The organism is Streptomyces sp. NPDC023541, assembly GCF_055559995.1.
Genome location: NZ_JBVHJO010000009.1, coordinates 249,251 through 265,180, shown reverse-complemented (window position 1 = coordinate 265,180; position 15,930 = coordinate 249,251). Strand labels below are relative to the sequence as shown.

The window sequence follows — 15,930 nt, the reverse complement described above, 5'->3', positions numbered from 1 at the left end:
CTCGTCACCGCTCCCCCTCACAGTGACCCGCGTCAGCCGGTCGGGGCGTGCCAGGGGATTTCGGCCCAGACCTGTTTGCCGCCGCTGAGGGGCACCGAGCCCCAGGCCATTGCCGTCGCCTCGACGATGAGCAGGCCGCGGCCGCCCGTCGACTCCCAGCTCACCGACACCGGTTTGACGGGGCTGCGCGGCGACGCGTCGTTCACGGCGATGCGCAGCCGGTCCGTCGACAGGGTCAGGTCCATTCCCACCTCGCCCTGCGTGTGCGCGATGGCGTTGGTGACCAGTTCGGACACGATCAGCAAGGCCGTGTCGAGTTCCTCCACCACTCCCCAGGACCGCAGCATGCGCGCCGTGAAGCGGCGCGCATGCAGGACCGCCTTGGGCAGCCGCCACACCGTCCAGTGGCTCCGCTTGGGCCGGCCTCGGGTGCCGTCGTAGCGCAGCAGCAGGAGCGCCACGTCGTCGTCGCGCCGGCCCACGCCCATGACCAGCTCGTCGGCGACGCCTCCTGCGTCGGCCGGGTCGGCCGCGACGAGGCTCTCGCACACCCGCCGCATGCCCTCCTCCAGGGGCAGCCGGGCGGACTCGACCAGGCCGTCCGTCAACAGGACGAGCAGGGTTCCGGGGAGCAGCCCCGTCTCGGTCATCGGGAACTCGGCTTCGGCGAGCACGCCCAGGGGCGGCCCGCCCTCGACCGCCATCTCCTCGGTGACCCCGTCGGGGTGGCGCACCACCGGCGGCAGGTGGCCGGCCCTCACGGTCCTGGCGATGCCCTCCTCCATGTCGAGGTCCACGTACGTGCACGTGGCGAAGAGGTCGGTCTCCATGCCGACGAGCAGGCGGTTGGCGCGGGCGACCACCACGTCGGGCGGGTGGCCCTCCACCGCGTAGGCCCTGACCGCCGTGCGCATCTGGCCCATGATGGTGGCGGCTCCGGCGCTGTGCCCCTGTACGTCCCCGATGACGAACGCCACGTGGCCGTCGCCGAGCGGGATGACGTCGTACCAGTCGCCGCCGACCTCGAGCCCCGCGGTCGCGGGCAGGTAGCGGGCGACAGCGACGCCGCCCGGCAGCTCCGGGAGCTTGCGGGGCAGCAGGCTGCGCTGGAGCATGGTGGCGAGTTCGTGGCGCGCGTCCAGTGCGTGGGCGCGTACGAGGGCCTGCCCCACCAGTCCGGCGGTCGCGGTGAGCAGTGACCGCTCCTCCGGTGCGAACCGGTGCTCCGCGTCCCAGCCCACGAGGCACACGCCGATCATCCTGCCTTCGGCGGGCAGCGGGAGCACCGCGAGGCCGCCGGGGCCGACGCCCAGGAGGCCGGGCTCGAGTGCCGCGCCCGGCGGCCACAGGCTCATGTGACCGGCGCGGAGCGCGCTCCGCAGGGTGGGCAGGTCGCCGAGGGACACGTCGGGCCACTCGGAGCGCCACTCCGCACGCCAGACCTCGGGCCAGGCGTCCGGCTCCGGGGGGTCGAGGGCGGTGACGATGAGCCGCTCGGGCTCCAGTTCGCCGACCGCGACCCGGGAGGCGCCGAGCGGCTCGCGCAGGGCGGCGGCCGCCAGCCGGCTGACCTCCCGGATGGTCGCGGCTCCCGCGAGGGTGGCTGACAGGCGCTGGACGAGAGAGACCTCGTCGGCGCTGGGCCGCAGGTAAGAGGCGTCGGCGACCACGCCCAGGACGCGCCGCGGTGTGCCGTCGGGGTCCACCTCCACCCGGCAGCGCAGGCCCAGCCAGCGCAGCTCGCCGTTCGGGCGGCGGATACGGAACGCCAGCTGCTGTCCGTCGGCGGCCAGCCGGTCGGGCTCCACGACGGCCATCAGGGCCGGCATGTCGTCCGGGACGGCGCAGGCGAGCAGGCTCTCCACCTGCCCGTCGAACTGCTCGGGAGACAGGCCGAGCAGTTCCAGCACGTGCGCGTGGGCCTCCATGCGGCCGGTGTCCAGGTCCAGGATGAAGGCGCCGCCCTGGTCGGGGACGAGTGACTGGACCAGGTGTGCCTGGGGCGCCCTGCGTCCGGCGAAGCGGGCCGCGACCGATTCGAGTCCGGCGGCCACCTGGTCGGCGTACAGCTCCAGGAGGCTGCGGTCGTCGGCGCTGAAGCCCTCGCCGACGTCGCCGGCGACGACGAGGCATCCGAGCTCCTGGTCGCCGTGTCCCAGGGGGAGGGCGCCCAGTGAGATCCTGGCCGGGGAGCTCGGAGCGCCGTTGCGGACCCGGGTGGGGAAGTGGTGGGGGTCCTCCTCGATGAACGCGGCGAGTTCCTTCGGCGTCAGCCACAGCGGGCGGCCGGAGCGGAAGGCGTTGGCGGCGGGTGAGTGGCCGGCCACGGCCAGGATGGCCGGCAGTCCGTAGAGGACCCCGCGGTTTCCGGTCAGCTCGGCCAGATGGAGCTCCCTGTCCTGGTCGGCGGCCACGTAGACGGCGGCGAGCTGAGCCCCGCAGAACGCAAAGCGATGCCTGGTCACTGGCCGTGTCGCCTCCTCCCGAGGCCGTCCCGTCGAGCGCCGGGTCTCCCTCCATGCTGTCGCGCCCTGGACCCTTCGGGCGACTCGGGGGGCGCTGGGGCGGCGAGTACGGAGCCCAGCGGGTCAGCGGTACAGCGCGACGATCGAGGCGAGGAGGAGGGCGGCCGAGGCCGCGAGGGCCGGGGTCCGGTGGCGGTCCCACGCGGCCAGTGCGAGCGAACCGGCCCAGCCGCGCCCCCGAGGGTGGCGGCCCACCAGCCGGCGGCAATCGACCGCGGCGGCGAGCGGCAGCGGCGCCAGCAGGACGGTCGGCAGGAGGACCGCGACCCGTGGCGCGATCTCCAGCCGTTCGTAGACGGCCATCAGGGTGATCAGGGCGGCCGTGAGGGTGAGGGGGACGGCGGCCAGTCCCACCAGGTCCAGCAGAGGCCGTCCGTCGTCGCGCACGCCTACTCGTCGTGGCGCTCCAGCCAGGTGAAGAACCGCACGGCGGCGAAGGCGAGGACCGCGCCGGTGGCGGCGGCCGCGGCCGCCCCGGGCAGGGCGGGCCGCCGGTCCGGGTGCGGGGGGGTTCACGGGATGCGCGGGAGTCATGGCCACAGCTTTGCGTCGTCGGTGGCCGGGGGCCTGAGTACGCGTACTCAGGCCCCCGGATCAGTGGTCCGTCACTGCCGGAAAGCGTCTGCTCCAGGGTGTCCGCGTAGACGCGGGCTCCCGCGGGCTTGGGGTGGAAGGACTGCATCGACGGCATCGACGGCTTCGGTGCGTCCTCGTCCGCCTTCTCCCGGCCCGTCATCACGATGCCGTGGACGGTCTCGGGATTACCGCAGATCGCCTTGGTGTCGAATGTGCTCCGCGGGTCGGAGAACACCGCCCACGAGCCGACGTCCTGCGTGGCTCCCTTCATCTCGGTCGCGAGAGTGTCCGCCACGGTGCGGACCCAGTCGTTCTCGCCGTTCTCATAGGCGCCGGGAAGGCAGCCGTGGTCCTTCTCCGCCAGGCGCGGACAGCCCATGAGGACCACCTTCGCGTACGGCGCCCTGGTGTGGACGGCGTTGAGCGTCTTGACGATCTGCGGCCGCACCGAGTCGTGCAGCCACTTCGGCGCCCAGTCCTTCAGGTTCCCCGTCCTACCGCCGCTCTTCTCCCCGTTGGTGGGATCGATGTTGTCCAGCTCGGCGTACGGGCAGGTGGTCAGCGCGGGAATCGGGATGTCGATGCACTTGCCGATGACATCGGCGAAGCGTGCGTCGTTGCCGCCGACGCTGAGCGTCACCAGCGTGGTGTTCTGGTCCAGGTATCCGGCGTTGATCTGGGCCACCTCGCCCCACTGGCCCTCGGAGAGGATGTTGAAGATGCGGGCTCCGGCCGGGTCGCCCCCTACGTCGTCCCGCGGGGCGCGGGGAGCGTGAGGCGAGTGGCCGGGTCCGCGGCCGGCAGGGCGATGGGGCTGGCGCCGTCGTGGTCGTGCTCCACGTCCGCGAGCGGGCGGGTGCGTTCGGCCGCGTGGGCCAGCCAGGGCCAGATGCGGAACGTCTCGGCGGCTCCCGCGGCTGCGGGCCCGGTGCCGCTGATCCATGTGGTGAGGGTGAAGCGGTGGTCGGCGAAGTGCCCGCTGGGGCAGGTCGACGGGACGACCTCGTGGAAGGCGCCGGCCGGGAAGAAGACGATGGTGTCGTGCTCGGGCTCGATGGTGCGGTAGGACTCCGCCGGCCGGGCACCGCCGTCGACGAGCAGGGTGTCGTAGAGCCGGAGCTGGCCGCCGCCGAAACCGCGCGGCTCGCGGTGGAGGTAGTACACCGCGGAGAGGGCCGAACCGACGTCGCGGACCCGTGAGGCGTCGGTGTGGATGCCGTAGTGGCCTCCTTCGCCGTGCGACGTCAGGACCGTCAGGGTCTGCGTGAGCGCCGCCCGGTGGCCGAGGATCTCCTGGACGAGGGGCAGGCAGTCCGCCAGGTGCGCGCTGAACACCGAGCTGGTGACGGGGAGGACGAGGGAGCTGCGGCCCTTGTGGGAGACCTGGCCCGAGAGGGGGTCGAGGACCGTCCCCGCGTTGAAGTCGGCCTCCCGGGAGATCGCGTACGACAGCAGGGTGCCGGCGCGTTCGGCGCCGAGGAAGTTCTCGAAGCGGCACACCGGCGCCGGTACCACGGGGGCCGTGGACCACTGATCTGAGGGAGGCAGGGACTGGGTGCCGATTTCCGCCGGGGTGGCCGATTCCATCGCGTATCCGCTCATGGCCAGGAACCGTACGCGCGGTGGCGGGAGCCACCGAAGGGGCACATGGGGGGCGCACGGTGGAACACCGGCCCGGCGCCATGCGCTACGGGCGCGGGCGGGCCCGCCCCTTCCGGATCTTGCCGGCCCCTCGGCGGCCGTGCGGGGGGCGGCTTCCGGGGGGACGATGGAGCGGGCGGGCCGCGTTCGGCCGGGCCGGGACAGGCGGAGGGAGAGACCATGCTCGCAGACAGCAAGGCATTCAGCGGTTTTTCGGTCGACAGCATCGACGCCGCGAAGGACTTCTACGGCTCCACCCTCGGCCTGCGGGTCTCGGAGGAGAACGGGATGCTGTCGCTGCACCTCGGCGGGGGCGCCGACGTGCTGGTGTACCCCAAGGACAACCACACCCCGGCGACCTTCACCGTGCTCAACTTCCCGGTGGCCGACATCGACCGGGCCGTCGACGACCTCGGCGCGCGCGGTGTGGCCTTCGAGCGCTACGACGGCTTCGGGCAGAACGAGAAGGGGATCTCCCGGGACGAAGGCGGGCCCCCGATCGCCTGGTTCAAGGACCCGGCCGGGAACGTCCTGTCCGTGCTCGAGGTGGGCGGGGCCTGAGGCGTCTCTTGCGGATCGTGCCGGGCCCGCGCTGCCCGGCACCATCCGCGAGAGACGGCCTGGCCGGCACGACCTGGTTCAGCGGGCGCGGAGTGCCGGAAGGGCCGGTGACAGGGCTGCCGGGCCCTCGATGGAATCCTTGCTCGGAGGCCGCGGCGCGGTCCTGCCGCACAGGGCCTGGTCGCGGTAGTCGCGCATGGCGGCGTCGGCCGGGTGCGGGTCGAATGCGGTGCCCGCCTCGTTGACGCGCTGGTATTTCGTCAGGTTGTGTCCGAGGGCGAACTGCCGGCTGCCGTCCGGGCTGGACAGGGCTATCGTGCCGGCGCCCCAGACGCCGCCGTCGTGGCCCCAGGCCGGGCCGCAGGGCGTTTCGAGGGAGAAGATGCCGAGGCCGTAGCGCAGGACCACCGCTCCCGTTTCGTCCTTGACGTCGTAGGTGGTGCGCATCTGGTCCAGCTGGCGGCGCGGCAGCAGGTCGCCGGCCAGCAGGGCCCGGTAGAAGGTGTTCAGGTCCTGCGGGGTGGAGACGAGGGCTCCCGCGGTGCCGCCCCAGGTCATGTTGTAGACGCTGTAGTCGCGCGGCGGGTCGATGAGCCCGTAGAAGCTCTCGTACATGCGGGGGTGGGCACCGCGGATGTACGGGTCGGTGCCGGGGAAGTAGGTGTCCCGCAGGCCGGCCCGCCGGATGACGTCCTCGGCGATGAGCCGCTCCGGGTCCCGGCCGGTCACCTTGCGCAGGATCTCGCCCAGCAGGATGTAGTTGGTGTTGGAGTAGCTCCAGTCGGTGCCGGGTTCGAACCGCTGTGGCCGGGCCACCCCGTAGCCGATCAGCTCGGTGGGCCGGATCGTGCGGAAGCGGTGGTCGTCCAGGCTGGTGGTGGTGCCCTGCCGGAGCGAGGGGAAGGCGTCAGCGATGTAGTCCTCGATGCCGCTGGTGTGGTTGAGGAGCATGCGCACGCTCACCTTGCGGCCGCGCTCGCCGGGCAGGAGGTCGGGCACGTAGTCGCCGACCGGCCGGTCCAGCTCGATGCGGCCCTTGGCGTTCTGCTGGAGCACGGCGACGGCGGTGAACGTCTTGGTGACGCTGCCGACCCGGTGGCGGAGGTCGGAGCGGACCGGGCGCCCGGTGGTGAGGTCCGCGGTGCCGGAGGCGGCGTCGAAGCGCTCACGGCCGTCGCGGGCCGCGGCGAAGACGCCGTACACGCCCGCGTCCCGGACCGCGTCGAGCCTGGCCTGGAGCTCGGCCCGGTCGAGGCGGCGGCCGGCGGCCGGTGCCTCGGCTGCCGGTGCACCCGGACCCGCGGCGCTCGCGGCGGGAGCGAGGCCCGCCAGCAGGGCCGCGGCTGCGGCGGTCGCCGAGGCCGCGCGGCGCAGCCGCCGCAAGGGTCGGTCGACGGGACGGGGGTGGCTCATGGCGGCTCCTCGTCGGCGGCCCGTTGGGGCCGGTGATCCGGTGATCCGGTGATCCGGTGATCCGGTGATCCGGTGATCCGGTGATCCGGTGATCCGGTGATCGGTACCCCTCGATTCTTCGCGACCGGCCGCCGCGGAACTTCCTCCGCCAGGACGAACCAGGCGTCAACCTCCAGAAGGAGCGACACCTTGACAGCCCATTACATTTGTCACGTCGCGGCTGGCCGCGCGCCGCTCATGTCGCGGTCCAGCCGCCGTCCAGCGGGATCGAGGCGCCGGTGAGGTAGCCGGTGTGGGGGCCGCAGAGCCAGAGGACGGCGGCGGCCACCTCCTCCGGTTCGATCAGCCGTTTGACGGCGGAGCGGCCGAGCAGCACCTCGCTGACGACCCGGTCCGCGTCGATCCCGTGGGCGGCCGCCTGGGCCTCGATCTGCCGCTCCACCAGCGGCGTGCGGACGTAGCCGGGGTTCACGCAGTTGCTGGTGACCCCGTGCGGCGCGCCTTCGACGGCCGTGACCTTGCTCAGTCCTTCGAGGGCGTGCTTCGCGGTCACGTAGCCGGCCTTGAAGGCGCTGGCGCGCAGCCCGTGCACGCTGGAGATGTTGACGACGCGGCCCCAGCCCCGGGTGTACATGTGCGGCAGGATCCGGCGGAGCAGGAGGAAGGGGGCGTGGACCATCACCCGCTGGATGAGTTCGAAGCGGTCCGGGGGGAATTCGGCCAGGGGCGCGACGTGCTGGAGTCCGGCGTTGTTGACCAGGATGTCGACATCGGCGGGGAGTTCGCCGATCGGGGCGGCCCGCGCCAGGTCGGCGACGTGGGCCCGGCCGCCGATCGCCTCGGCGACGGTACCGGCCGCCGCGGCGTCGATGTCCACGACGTGCACGTGAGCCCCGGCCGCGGCGAGCGCGGTGGCGCAGGCCCGTCCGATGCCGCTGCCTGCCCCGGTCACCATGGCGGTACGACCCGCCAGGTCGACGACGGCTGATGCGGCTGCTGGCCCGTGGAACACGGGAGGGAGGGCGCTCGTCATGGCGGGAATCATCGGCGACGACCCGGGTCCGGTCCCATGTGCGGGCGCACCACAGTCCGCCGGCGGGGTGTGGCGGCCGCCACCGGCCGACCATGGGGCCGAGGACGGCACAGCGCCTGCGTCCGGGCACTTCGTCCACGGTGTCCCCCACGGGTGTACGAGGGCGCTCCCACCGGGCCTACCGGTACGCGGGGCCGGCCGGACCGCTGTCACTGGTCCGCCCCCCGGGAGCCGGGGCCGCGGCGTCCGGTCGGCGGCGGACTTCGAGGAGTGGGTGTCGACACTGCCGGCGCGGATCTCGCCGAGCCGTTCACGTTCGTCGTCGACACCGCCGGCCTGCTCCGACTCGCACCGCGGCGCAGTGAGCACGTCGTGTGTGCGGGCGGTGCGGCGGTCCTGGCCGCCGGGGGGCGGGGTTCTCCCGGGCGGGCGGGGCGTGGGCGGTCGGCGAGGTCAGCAACCAGTCGACCGGCTACTGCCCCGACGTCCGCTCGTGGGAGGCGGTCGCGGACGCGCCGCACGCGGCCGGCCCCGGGCAACCGGGTTGGTTCGCACGCGTGGTGTTCCGCAGGTGTCCCCGCTGCCGGGAGCTCGGCATCGTGCGCGAGCAGGACTTCGCGTGCGTGTTCTGCGACGGGCCGCTGCCGGACCGGTGGAACGTCGACGACGACCCGGGGGCTATCCCAGCAGGTCCAGGAGGGGGGTGAGGCCGTTCGGCCGCCGGTCGACCGGCAGGTGGTCGACGAAGTGCACCGGGCAGCCGAGCGCCGCGGCGCCGCCGTCCGCGCGGCGGTTGTCCCCGACCATCAGCACCTCGGCGGGCGGCAGGCCGAGCCGTTCGCAGGCGGTCCGGAAGATCAGCGGATCGGGCTTCTGGACGCCCAGTTCGTAGGAGAGCACGTAGGCGTCGACCAGCTCGTCCAAGCCGTGCGTGCGGAAGATCGGCCGCAGGTCCCATCCGATGTTGCTCACGACGGCCACGGGGATGCCCCGCCGCCGCAGTTCGCGCAGCGTCGGGCCGGTGTCCGGGTAGGGCCGCCAGGCGGCGGGGCTCATGTGGCGGTCGTAGAGCGCCTGGGCCAGCTCCGGCTCGGGCTCCGGCAGGCCGGCCGCCAGCGCCAGGCCGCCGTAGGCCGCCCGGTGCTGACCGGCGCTCACGTCCCGTTCCGCCCACAGCGCTTCGAGGTGCGGGGGCATCCGCCGGGGTGCGCAACCGCCCGGCAGCGCGCCGTACTCCGTCAGCCGCCCCGCCGTCGCGCGGAACTCCTCGTCGGACAGCCGGACACCGGTCGCCGCCAGGCCGGCGCCGAGCCAGTCCTCGGTCGACTCGATGCGCAGCAGCGTCCCGGAGAAATCGAACATCACTCCTGTGATCATGCGCTGATCGTAAGCCGGACCGTGCTCGGTTGGCGTTCGGGTGGATCACCACCGGGGAGCGGCCCGGCGTACCTCAGGGCCCCGATACCCGGGCTCAGGTGGTCGGGTGCAGGTGGGACGGGGTGAGCGGTGAGTCCTGCGGCGCCGCGTCCACGTCGGCCAGGGCGCTGCCGGCCAGCCAGCTCCGCCAGTCCACGTTCCAGTCGCCGAAGCCGTTGTCGAAGGGTGCCATCTTCGCTCCACCGCTGTTGACCACCTCCACGATGTCCCCCTCGCGGACGGTCTCGAAGAACCAGGCGGCGTTCTCGGTGCTCATGCCCGTGCAGCCGTGGCTGACGTTCTCCTCGCCCTGCGACTCCACCGACCAGGGCGCCGCGTGGATGTACTCGCCGCTCCAGGTGACCCGCGTCGCGTAGGAGACGGGCAGGTCGTAGAACTCCTTGGTGCCGCGCTGGATGCCGACGGTGTCGCCGCGCATGCGGACCTTGGACTCCTTGCGCAGTACGACCTTGATGCCGCTGCGGGTCCTGAAGCCCTCCTTGCCGGTGGTGACCGGGATCGTCCTGATGACGCGTCCGTTGCGGCGCACGGTCATGCGGTGGGTGGCGGAGTCGGTGACGGCCTCGATGCGGTCCCCGATGGTGAACTCCAGGTCCTTCGAGGGGCCTCCGTAGGCGTGGTCGCCGACCTCGACCCCGTCGAGTCCGCTGCGGACGCGCACCACCGTGTGCGCGGGCCAGTAGGTACGGGGCCGGAAGTGCAGGTTCGCATCGTCGACCCAGTGCCAGGCGCCCTCGACGTGCGGCTCCGAGGTGACCTCCAGCGCCTGCTCCAGCCGGGCCCGCGCCACGGGGTCGTCGGCCGGAACGGGCTTGCTGAGGGCTGCCGTCACGATCTCGCCGACCCCGTACGTGCCGGGGCCCGGCCCGAACTCGACGGTCAGCCGGCCCCCGTCCGCGGGCGGCTCGGTCCGAAAGGCCATGGTCACGCCGACCGGGGTGCCGGCCGCGTCCTGCGCACCGACCTGGACGGTGTAGGTCTCCCCCGCGCGCAGCGACTCGGTGTTCAGCCAGCGGTCGCTGTGCGGGCCGAGCGCACCGGCCAGGTGGCGGCCGTGCCCGTCGCGGACGGTCACGTCCGTGATGCGGCCCGGTTCGGTGAGGGTGATCTCCAGGGGCCCGCCGGAGTCGGTGGCCAGTACCTGAGCCTGGGCGTCGCGAGCGGCCTCGGCGAGGACCGGCTCCTTGAGTACGGATCCCACCCCGCCCGCGGTGGCCCGTACCCGCTGCTCCTGCCAGCCGCTGCACAGCCCGGGCCGGAACACCCGGGCCGCACACCGCCCTTCGCCCGCCCCGTGTGCCCCTTCCAGCACTCTGCCCACCAGCAGGGTGACCGCCGCTTCCCGCGGGGGCCCCGCGGCTTTCGCGTCCGCGGAGGTCTCGTCGGGCGCCCGGCCCGGCGCTGCGGCGACGACCAGCATAGCCCCCGTCACCGCGGCCAGGGCGCCCCACGCCTTGGTCGGTCGTGTCCGTCGCATTCGTGGCATAGCCGTATCAAACCGATGGATCGTCAACATGATGATCATGCGGCTCGGGGCTGGGGCCGAACGGGCACCCGAAGTGACTCGGACGGAGCACAGAGCGCGGCGGCCGGGGCCGCGGAAACTCGCGTGCCCCCGGACGGCTCCGCGGCGGACAATGCCGTCATGCCTGTACGCGCGGTGCATCCGGACGAACTGACGGTCCTCCAGGACATCGAGAGGGCGGCCGGGCGCTGCTTCCGGGACATCGGCATGCCGGAGATCGCCGCCGACGAGCCCCTGACGCTCGACGAGCTCGCCCCCTATCGGGAGGCCGGGCTCGCCTGGGTGGCGGTGGACGGCGCCGACGCCCCGGTCGCCTATCTGATCGCCGAGCGCGTCGAGGGCAACCTCCACGTGGAGCAGGTGTCCGTGCATCCCGACCACGCGCGCCGGGGTGTCGGCCGGTCGCTACTGGAGCACCTGGCGGAGGTCGCCGTGCGCGAGGGCGTGCCCGCGCTGACGCTCACCACCTTCACCGAGGTGCCGTGGAACGCCCCGTACTACGCCCGTTGCGGCTTCCGCCCTCTCGGCGAGGACGCGCTCACCCGAGGCCTGCGGGAGATCCGCGCCCGCGAGGCGGCCCACGGCCTGGACCGGTGGCCGCGCGTGTGCATGCGGCGCGACCTCTGAGCCCGGAGCGGATCCCCGCGCCCTTCGCCGACCGCGAACCGGGGTCGCGTTCGCGTCGGCCGTGTGCTGGGGTGGGTCGATGGATCTTCTGATACTGGGCGGAACCGCGTGGCTGGGCCGTGAGATCACCCGGCAGGCGGTGGAGCGCGGGCACACGGTGACGTGCCTGGCGCGCGGTGAGAGTGGCGAAGTCGCCCCCGGCGCACGCCTGGTGGCGGCGGACCGGAAGGACGGGGCCGCCTACGCCGGGCTCCTCGACCGCGACTGGGACGCGGTGGTGGAGGTGTCCTGGCAGCCTGCGTTCGTCCGCGACGCGCTTGTGGCGCTGGCGGAGCGGACCCGGCACTGGACGTACGTCTCGTCGGTCAGCGCCTACGCCGATCACCGCACGGTCGGCGCCGACGAGTCGGCGGCGCTCCTGGCGCCCACGCAGGAGCAGTACGTGGGGCGGGAGCAGTACGGGGAGGCCAAGGTCGCCTGTGAAGCGGCCGTGCGCGCCGCCGTCGGGGACCGTCTCGCCGTCGCGCGGGCCGGCCTGATCGGCGGCCCGGGAGACCACTCCGGACGCTCGGGGTACTGGGTGGCCCGTGCCGCCCGCCCGGTGGACCAGCCCATGCTCGTACCGCACTCCCCCGGCCTGCCGACGCAGGTGGTGGACGTACGGGATCTCGCGGGCTGGCTGCTGGACCTCGCGCGCGAGGGCACTGTCGGGACCTACGACGCCGTGGGGCCCGTCGTGCCGTTCGACGAGTGGGTCGACCTGTCGCGGCGCGTGGCCGGCCACACCGGGGAGGTGGTGTCGGCGGACCCGACATGGGTCCTGGACCAGGGGGTCGGGCCGTTCATGGGCCCGGAGTCGATGGCCATGTGGATGCCGGAGCCGGGCTGGGAGGGCTTCTGCGCCCGCAGCGGAGCCGCGGCGCGCGCGGCCGGGCTGCGGCACCGGCCGCGTGCGGAGATGCTCGCGGACCTGCTGGAGTGGGAGCGCGCCGAGGGCCTGGACCGCTCCCGCCGGGCCGGCCTGAGCCCCGCCCGGGAACGCGAACTGCTCGCCGCCCTCGGCGGCTGAAGTCCCCTGCGCGGCCGGGCCCGGTCAGCGCCGCGGCCTCGTCGCGACGGCGGCCCCGATGCGCAGCGTCCGGTCGTACGTGCCCCGGGGGTCGTGGTCGAGCAGGGCCCGGCGCAGCTGTGTCCCGAAGGCGGCCATGCGGTCGCCCAGCACGGCCGGGCTGGTGGCGGGGAGGGAGAGCTGGAGGCCGATCACCTCGTCCACGGTGTGGCGCAGGGGCTGCTCCCAGCGGTGGGTCTCGACGCGGGAGAGCGGCGACTTCGCGAGACGCTCGACAAAATCGTCCCAGTCGGCCCCCACGTCCGCCGGACGCGCCTCGGATCCGAGGAAACGGTCGCGCACCTCCTCGACGACGGTGAGCCAGGCCGGACGCGGATCACCGGGCCGGTGCAGGGAGGTGACGACGGCGATCCCGCCCCGGGGTGCGAGCACCTCGTCCAGATCGGCCGGCACCCGCCCGCGGTCCATCCGGTGGAAGGCCCTGCCGATGACGCACAGGTCGATCCTGGGCAGGCACAGCCGGGTGACGGCGGCGTCGTCGCCCCGCAGCCACGAGATGTTCGTGAGGCCCCGCTCCTCGGCCAGCCGGGCCCCCTCGGCGAGCATCGCCGGCTCCGGGTCGACGGCGTACACGTGGTCGGACAGGGGGGCCAGGGGCAGGCTGAGCGTGCCGGGGCCGGCGCCGAGGTCCAGGACGGTCTGGGAGCCGTCGAGCGCGAAGCGGTCCACCAGCAGGGTGTGGAGCTCCCGCGGGTACGGGGGCCGGTAGCGGGCGTAGTAGGGGGCGGCGGACGCGAACGGGGTGCTCATGGGGTCCTCCCTCCGGTGGTGCACCCGCCGATCGTGGGGCACGAAACCGGATTCGGCGGCGACTGGCGTCCCGAATCCCCCGAACGGATGTCTGCGCGGCGCCCCGGGACGCCTTTCTCCCGTCATCTGGCGTTTCCCCGGCGTTCGTGCGCCGTACCTCGTCGGGCGGGCCGCCTGCGCCGGCGGACGCCTGGGTTCGAGGCTCCGCCGGCGCGTGCCGATCGGGCCGGGATCCCGGCCCGGGGGGGCACGGACGCCGGCAGCAGCCGGGTGTAGGGGTCCCGGGGCGCCGCGAGGAGCTCGGCGACCGGGCTGTGCTCCAGGGTCCGCCCCGGTACGTCACCAGGGCCTTGCCGCAGATGTGGCCGACCACCGCCAGGGCGTGGCTGACGAAGACCGGCCCGATGCCGGTGTCGCGCCGGATGTCCGACAGCAGGTTGAGGACCTGCGCCCGGACGGACACGTCGAGGGCGGACACCGCCTCGTCGAGCACGAGGACGGCGGGTTCGACCACGAGCGCCCGGGCGATGGCGGCGCGCCGGCGCCGGCCGCCGGAGAGGTGTCCTCCCCCGGGGCCGGACCCCGGACACCGCCGCCGCGCCACCGCGGGGACCCGAGCGAAACGGGCCGGGCGCGCCGCGCGCGTGCCCGGCGGCCGCTCACTTCGACGGGGTCAGCCGCTCCCACAGGAAGGTGTGGACCAGGGCCTCGTTGAAGGCCGTCTGCCGGTGGTCGGTGGCACCCGCGTGGCCGCCGCCGATGTGCTCGTGGAAGAGCACGGGATGCCCGGCCTCGCGCAGCCGCGCGGCCATCTTGCGGGCGTGCCCCGGATGGACCCGGTCGTCGCGGGTCGAGGTGAGCAGGAGCAGCGGCGGGTACGCGGGCCCGTCCGTCCGGATCCGGTGGTACGGGGAGATGTCCTCCAGGTGGGGCCGGTCCGCCGGGTCGTCGGGATCGCCGTACTCGGCGATCCAGCTGGCGCCGGCGAGCAGCTTGTGGAAGCGGAGCATGTCCAGCAGCGGCACGTGCGCGACGACCGCGCCGAAGAGATCCGGTTCGCGGGTGAGCATCGCGCCCATCAGGAGGCCGCCGTTGCTGCCGCCCTCGATGCCCAGCTGGGCCGCGGTGGTGATGTCCCGGGCGACGAGGTCCCGGGCGACGGCCGCGAAGTCCTCGTACGCCCGGATCCGGTTCGCGCCGAGCGCCGCCCGGTGCCAGCCGGGCCCGTACTCGTGGCCGCCCCTGATGCCGGCGACGACGTAGGTGCCGCCGCGCGCGAGCCAGGCGCGGCCGGTGACCGCGCTGTAGGAGGGGACCATGGAGACCTCGAAGCCGCCGTAGCCGTAGAGCAGGGTGGGTCCGGGTGCGGACCGCTCCTCGGGTCCGACGACGAAGTAGGGCACCCGGGTGCCGTCGGCGGAGGTCGCGAAGAACTGGCTCACGGTGAGACCGGCGGTGTCGAAGAGCGCCGGGCTCTGCTTGACGGGCTCGCTGTCGTCCTCGCCGCCCGCCGTGCCCCGGTAGAGGGTGGAGGGCTGCAGGAAGCCGGAGACGTGGTGGAAGTACTCGTCGCCGACGTCCGGGTCGGTGCAGGTGACCGAGGCGGTGGACAGGGGCGGCAGGCCCGGCAGCGGTGCGCGGCTCCAGCCGTCCGGGCCGGGCGTGAGCAGCTCCATGGCGGAGGAGACGTCCGCGCGGGTGCTGAGGATGAGGTGGTTGCGGGTCCAGCTGTATCCGGCGAGCGCGGTGCGCTCGTCCGGGGTGAACAGGACCTCGGCGTCCCGCGCCCCCTCCTGGAACGCGGTGAAGTCGAAGGCGAGCAGGCTGCCCGCGGGGTGGCCGAGCCAGGGCGTCCTGGTGGTGACGGTCAGCCACTCCCGGTGGACCGAGGCGCTCGCGTCGTCCGGTACGTCGATCTTCGCGGGCGAGCCGGCGGCGTCCTCGGGCAGGAGGAACAGCTGCTGGTGCCAGAAGTCGATCTGCCGGTGGACGAAGTCCCGCTCGAAGCCGGGGGTGTCGTCGTGCCAGCCCGAGGCGGACAGGTCCGACGGGCGGCCCTCGTAGACGAGCTCGGCGTCTACGAGGGGGGTGCCGCGGCGCCAGCGGCGGACCTGGAGCGGGTAACCGGAGGCGGACATCGAACCGGGGCCGAAGTCCGTCCCGATCCAGACCCGCTCATGGTCGATCCACCCGATCCGCGTCTTGGCCTCGGCGACCGTGAACCCGTCCGTGACGAATTCCAGGGTCTCCAGGTCGAACTCGCGCACGACGCAGGCGTCGGCGCCGTCCCTGGAGAGCAGGACCAGGGCGTGCCGGTGCGCGGGCGCCAGGACCCGGCTGCCGGCCCAGGCCCACTTCTCCCCTTCGGCGTCGGCCAGCGCGTCGAGGTCCAGCAGGACCTCCCAGGCCGGGCGGTCCGTGCGGTACTCCTCCAGGGTGGTCCGCCGCCACAGGCCGCGTACGTGGTCGGCGTCCTGCCAGAAGTTGTAGAGGTGGCGGCCGCGGCGGACGACGTACGGGATCCGGCCGTCGTCGTCCAGCACCTCGCGCATCTCCTGTTCGAGCACCTTGAAGCCGGGGTCGCCGGTCAGCGCGTCCACGGTCTCGGCGTTGCGCTCCCGGACCCAGGCGAGGGCGGTCTCGCCGGATACGTCTTCCAGCCACAGGTAGGGGTCTTCATCGCTCATCAGGCGATTGTGCAGGAAGCGACCGG

At 73.6% G+C, this 15,930-nt stretch carries 12 protein-coding genes and 1 pseudogene; 3 read left to right on the top strand and 10 right to left on the bottom strand.

The genetic code is table 11. The features are described 5' to 3' along the window. Nucleotides 1-32: 32 nt before the first annotated feature. The 3 genes from ACZ3X1_RS23830 to ACZ3X1_RS23820 all read right to left on the bottom strand — a co-directional run bounded on the left by ACZ3X1_RS23830 (nucleotide 33) and on the right by ACZ3X1_RS23820 (nucleotide 4,703). Nucleotides 33-2,465, bottom strand: coding sequence for a SpoIIE family protein phosphatase (locus ACZ3X1_RS23830; protein ID WP_467280880.1), 2,433 nt, complete (start codon nucleotides 2,463-2,465; stop codon nucleotides 33-35). 123 nt (nucleotides 2,466-2,588) lie between these two features. After that, complete coding sequence (locus ACZ3X1_RS23825) at nucleotides 2,589-2,912, bottom strand: hypothetical protein (RefSeq protein WP_467280879.1); 324 nt, start codon at nucleotides 2,910-2,912, stop codon at nucleotides 2,589-2,591. A gap of 933 nt (nucleotides 2,913-3,845) precedes the next feature. Continuing rightward, nucleotides 3,846-4,703, bottom strand: coding sequence for a 2OG-Fe(II) oxygenase (locus ACZ3X1_RS23820; RefSeq protein ID WP_467280878.1), 858 nt, complete (start codon nucleotides 4,701-4,703; stop codon nucleotides 3,846-3,848). A 219-nt stretch (nucleotides 4,704-4,922) separates the two neighbouring features. Here ACZ3X1_RS23820 and ACZ3X1_RS23815 point away from each other — a divergent pair, with 219 nt between their 5' ends. Continuing rightward, nucleotides 4,923-5,303 carry a VOC family protein gene (locus ACZ3X1_RS23815; RefSeq protein ID WP_390078622.1) on the top strand — a complete coding sequence of 127 codons (381 nt, stop codon included), beginning with the start codon at nucleotides 4,923-4,925 and terminating at the stop codon, nucleotides 5,301-5,303. 78 nt (nucleotides 5,304-5,381) lie between these two features. Here the strand turns inward: ACZ3X1_RS23815 and ACZ3X1_RS23810 are convergent, their stop codons facing one another. The 4 genes from ACZ3X1_RS23810 to ACZ3X1_RS23795 all read right to left on the bottom strand — a co-directional run bounded on the left by ACZ3X1_RS23810 (nucleotide 5,382) and on the right by ACZ3X1_RS23795 (nucleotide 10,663). Continuing rightward, nucleotides 5,382-6,716: a serine hydrolase domain-containing protein gene (locus ACZ3X1_RS23810; RefSeq protein WP_467280877.1), complete on the bottom strand. Its 1,335-nt coding sequence runs from the start codon at nucleotides 6,714-6,716 to the stop codon at nucleotides 5,382-5,384. A gap of 235 nt (nucleotides 6,717-6,951) precedes the next feature. After that, entirely contained in the window at nucleotides 6,952-7,749 is a 798-nt protein-coding gene (locus tag ACZ3X1_RS23805) for a 3-hydroxybutyrate dehydrogenase (RefSeq protein ID WP_467280876.1), read from the bottom strand. Between the two features lie 678 nt (nucleotides 7,750-8,427). Continuing rightward, on the bottom strand, nucleotides 8,428-9,126 hold the full coding sequence (locus ACZ3X1_RS23800; protein WP_467280875.1) for an HAD family hydrolase: 699 nt from the start codon (nucleotides 9,124-9,126) through the stop codon (nucleotides 8,428-8,430). A 94-nt stretch (nucleotides 9,127-9,220) separates the two neighbouring features. Further along, the gene (locus ACZ3X1_RS23795; RefSeq protein ID WP_467280874.1) at nucleotides 9,221-10,663 is read right to left on the bottom strand and encodes a L,D-transpeptidase; all 1,443 of its coding nucleotides are present in this window, start codon (nucleotides 10,661-10,663) and stop codon (nucleotides 9,221-9,223) included. Between the two features lie 168 nt (nucleotides 10,664-10,831). On the opposite strand from ACZ3X1_RS23795, the gene ACZ3X1_RS23790 reads away from it, so the two are divergent. Together ACZ3X1_RS23790 and ACZ3X1_RS23785 are read left to right on the top strand one after the other, a co-directional pair. Beyond that, nucleotides 10,832-11,338 carry a GNAT family N-acetyltransferase gene (locus ACZ3X1_RS23790; protein ID WP_362623691.1) on the top strand — a complete coding sequence of 169 codons (507 nt, stop codon included), beginning with the start codon at nucleotides 10,832-10,834 and terminating at the stop codon, nucleotides 11,336-11,338. Nucleotides 11,339-11,417: 79 nt separating this feature from the next. Beyond that, the gene (locus ACZ3X1_RS23785; protein WP_467280873.1) at nucleotides 11,418-12,407 is read left to right on the top strand and encodes an NAD-dependent epimerase/dehydratase family protein; all 990 of its coding nucleotides are present in this window, start codon (nucleotides 11,418-11,420) and stop codon (nucleotides 12,405-12,407) included. Between the two features lie 24 nt (nucleotides 12,408-12,431). Here ACZ3X1_RS23785 and ACZ3X1_RS23780 read toward each other — a convergent pair whose 3' ends face one another. From ACZ3X1_RS23780 to ACZ3X1_RS23770, 3 genes and pseudogenes are all read right to left on the bottom strand, one after another. Beyond that, nucleotides 12,432-13,217, bottom strand: coding sequence for a class I SAM-dependent methyltransferase (locus tag ACZ3X1_RS23780; RefSeq protein WP_467280872.1), 786 nt, complete (start codon nucleotides 13,215-13,217; stop codon nucleotides 12,432-12,434). Nucleotides 13,218-13,734: 517 nt separating this feature from the next. Continuing rightward, a pseudogene (locus ACZ3X1_RS23775) lies at nucleotides 13,735-13,821 on the bottom strand (hypothetical protein); the annotation flags it as partial. A 55-nt stretch (nucleotides 13,822-13,876) separates the two neighbouring features. Continuing rightward, nucleotides 13,877-15,904 (bottom strand): prolyl oligopeptidase family serine peptidase, encoded by a 2,028-nt coding sequence (locus ACZ3X1_RS23770; RefSeq protein WP_390078634.1) that lies wholly within the window; start codon nucleotides 15,902-15,904, stop codon nucleotides 13,877-13,879. Between the last annotated feature and the right edge of the window lie 26 nt (nucleotides 15,905-15,930).

What these genes read in the sequence shown, in the direction of transcription:
- ACZ3X1_RS23820 (WP_467280878.1), bottom strand. Translation starts at nt 4,703, where the DNA reads ATGAGCGGATACGCGATGGAATCGGCCACCCCGGCGGAAATCGGCACC.
- ACZ3X1_RS23815 (WP_390078622.1), top strand. Translation starts at nt 4,923, where the DNA reads ATGCTCGCAGACAGCAAGGCATTCAGCGGTTTTTCGGTCGACAGCATC.
- ACZ3X1_RS23810 (WP_467280877.1), bottom strand. Translation starts at nt 6,716, where the DNA reads ATGAGCCACCCCCGTCCCGTCGACCGACCCTTGCGGCGGCTGCGCCGC.
- ACZ3X1_RS23805 (WP_467280876.1), bottom strand. Translation starts at nt 7,749, where the DNA reads ATGACGAGCGCCCTCCCTCCCGTGTTCCACGGGCCAGCAGCCGCATCA.
- ACZ3X1_RS23800 (WP_467280875.1), bottom strand. Translation starts at nt 9,126, where the DNA reads ATGATCACAGGAGTGATGTTCGATTTCTCCGGGACGCTGCTGCGCATC.
- ACZ3X1_RS23795 (WP_467280874.1), bottom strand. Translation starts at nt 10,663, where the DNA reads ATGCGACGGACACGACCGACCAAGGCGTGGGGCGCCCTGGCCGCGGTG.
- ACZ3X1_RS23790 (WP_362623691.1), top strand. Translation starts at nt 10,832, where the DNA reads ATGCCTGTACGCGCGGTGCATCCGGACGAACTGACGGTCCTCCAGGAC.
- ACZ3X1_RS23785 (WP_467280873.1), top strand. Translation starts at nt 11,418, where the DNA reads ATGGATCTTCTGATACTGGGCGGAACCGCGTGGCTGGGCCGTGAGATC.
- ACZ3X1_RS23780 (WP_467280872.1), bottom strand. Translation starts at nt 13,217, where the DNA reads ATGAGCACCCCGTTCGCGTCCGCCGCCCCCTACTACGCCCGCTACCGG.
- ACZ3X1_RS23770 (WP_390078634.1), bottom strand. Translation starts at nt 15,904, where the DNA reads ATGAGCGATGAAGACCCCTACCTGTGGCTGGAAGACGTATCCGGCGAG.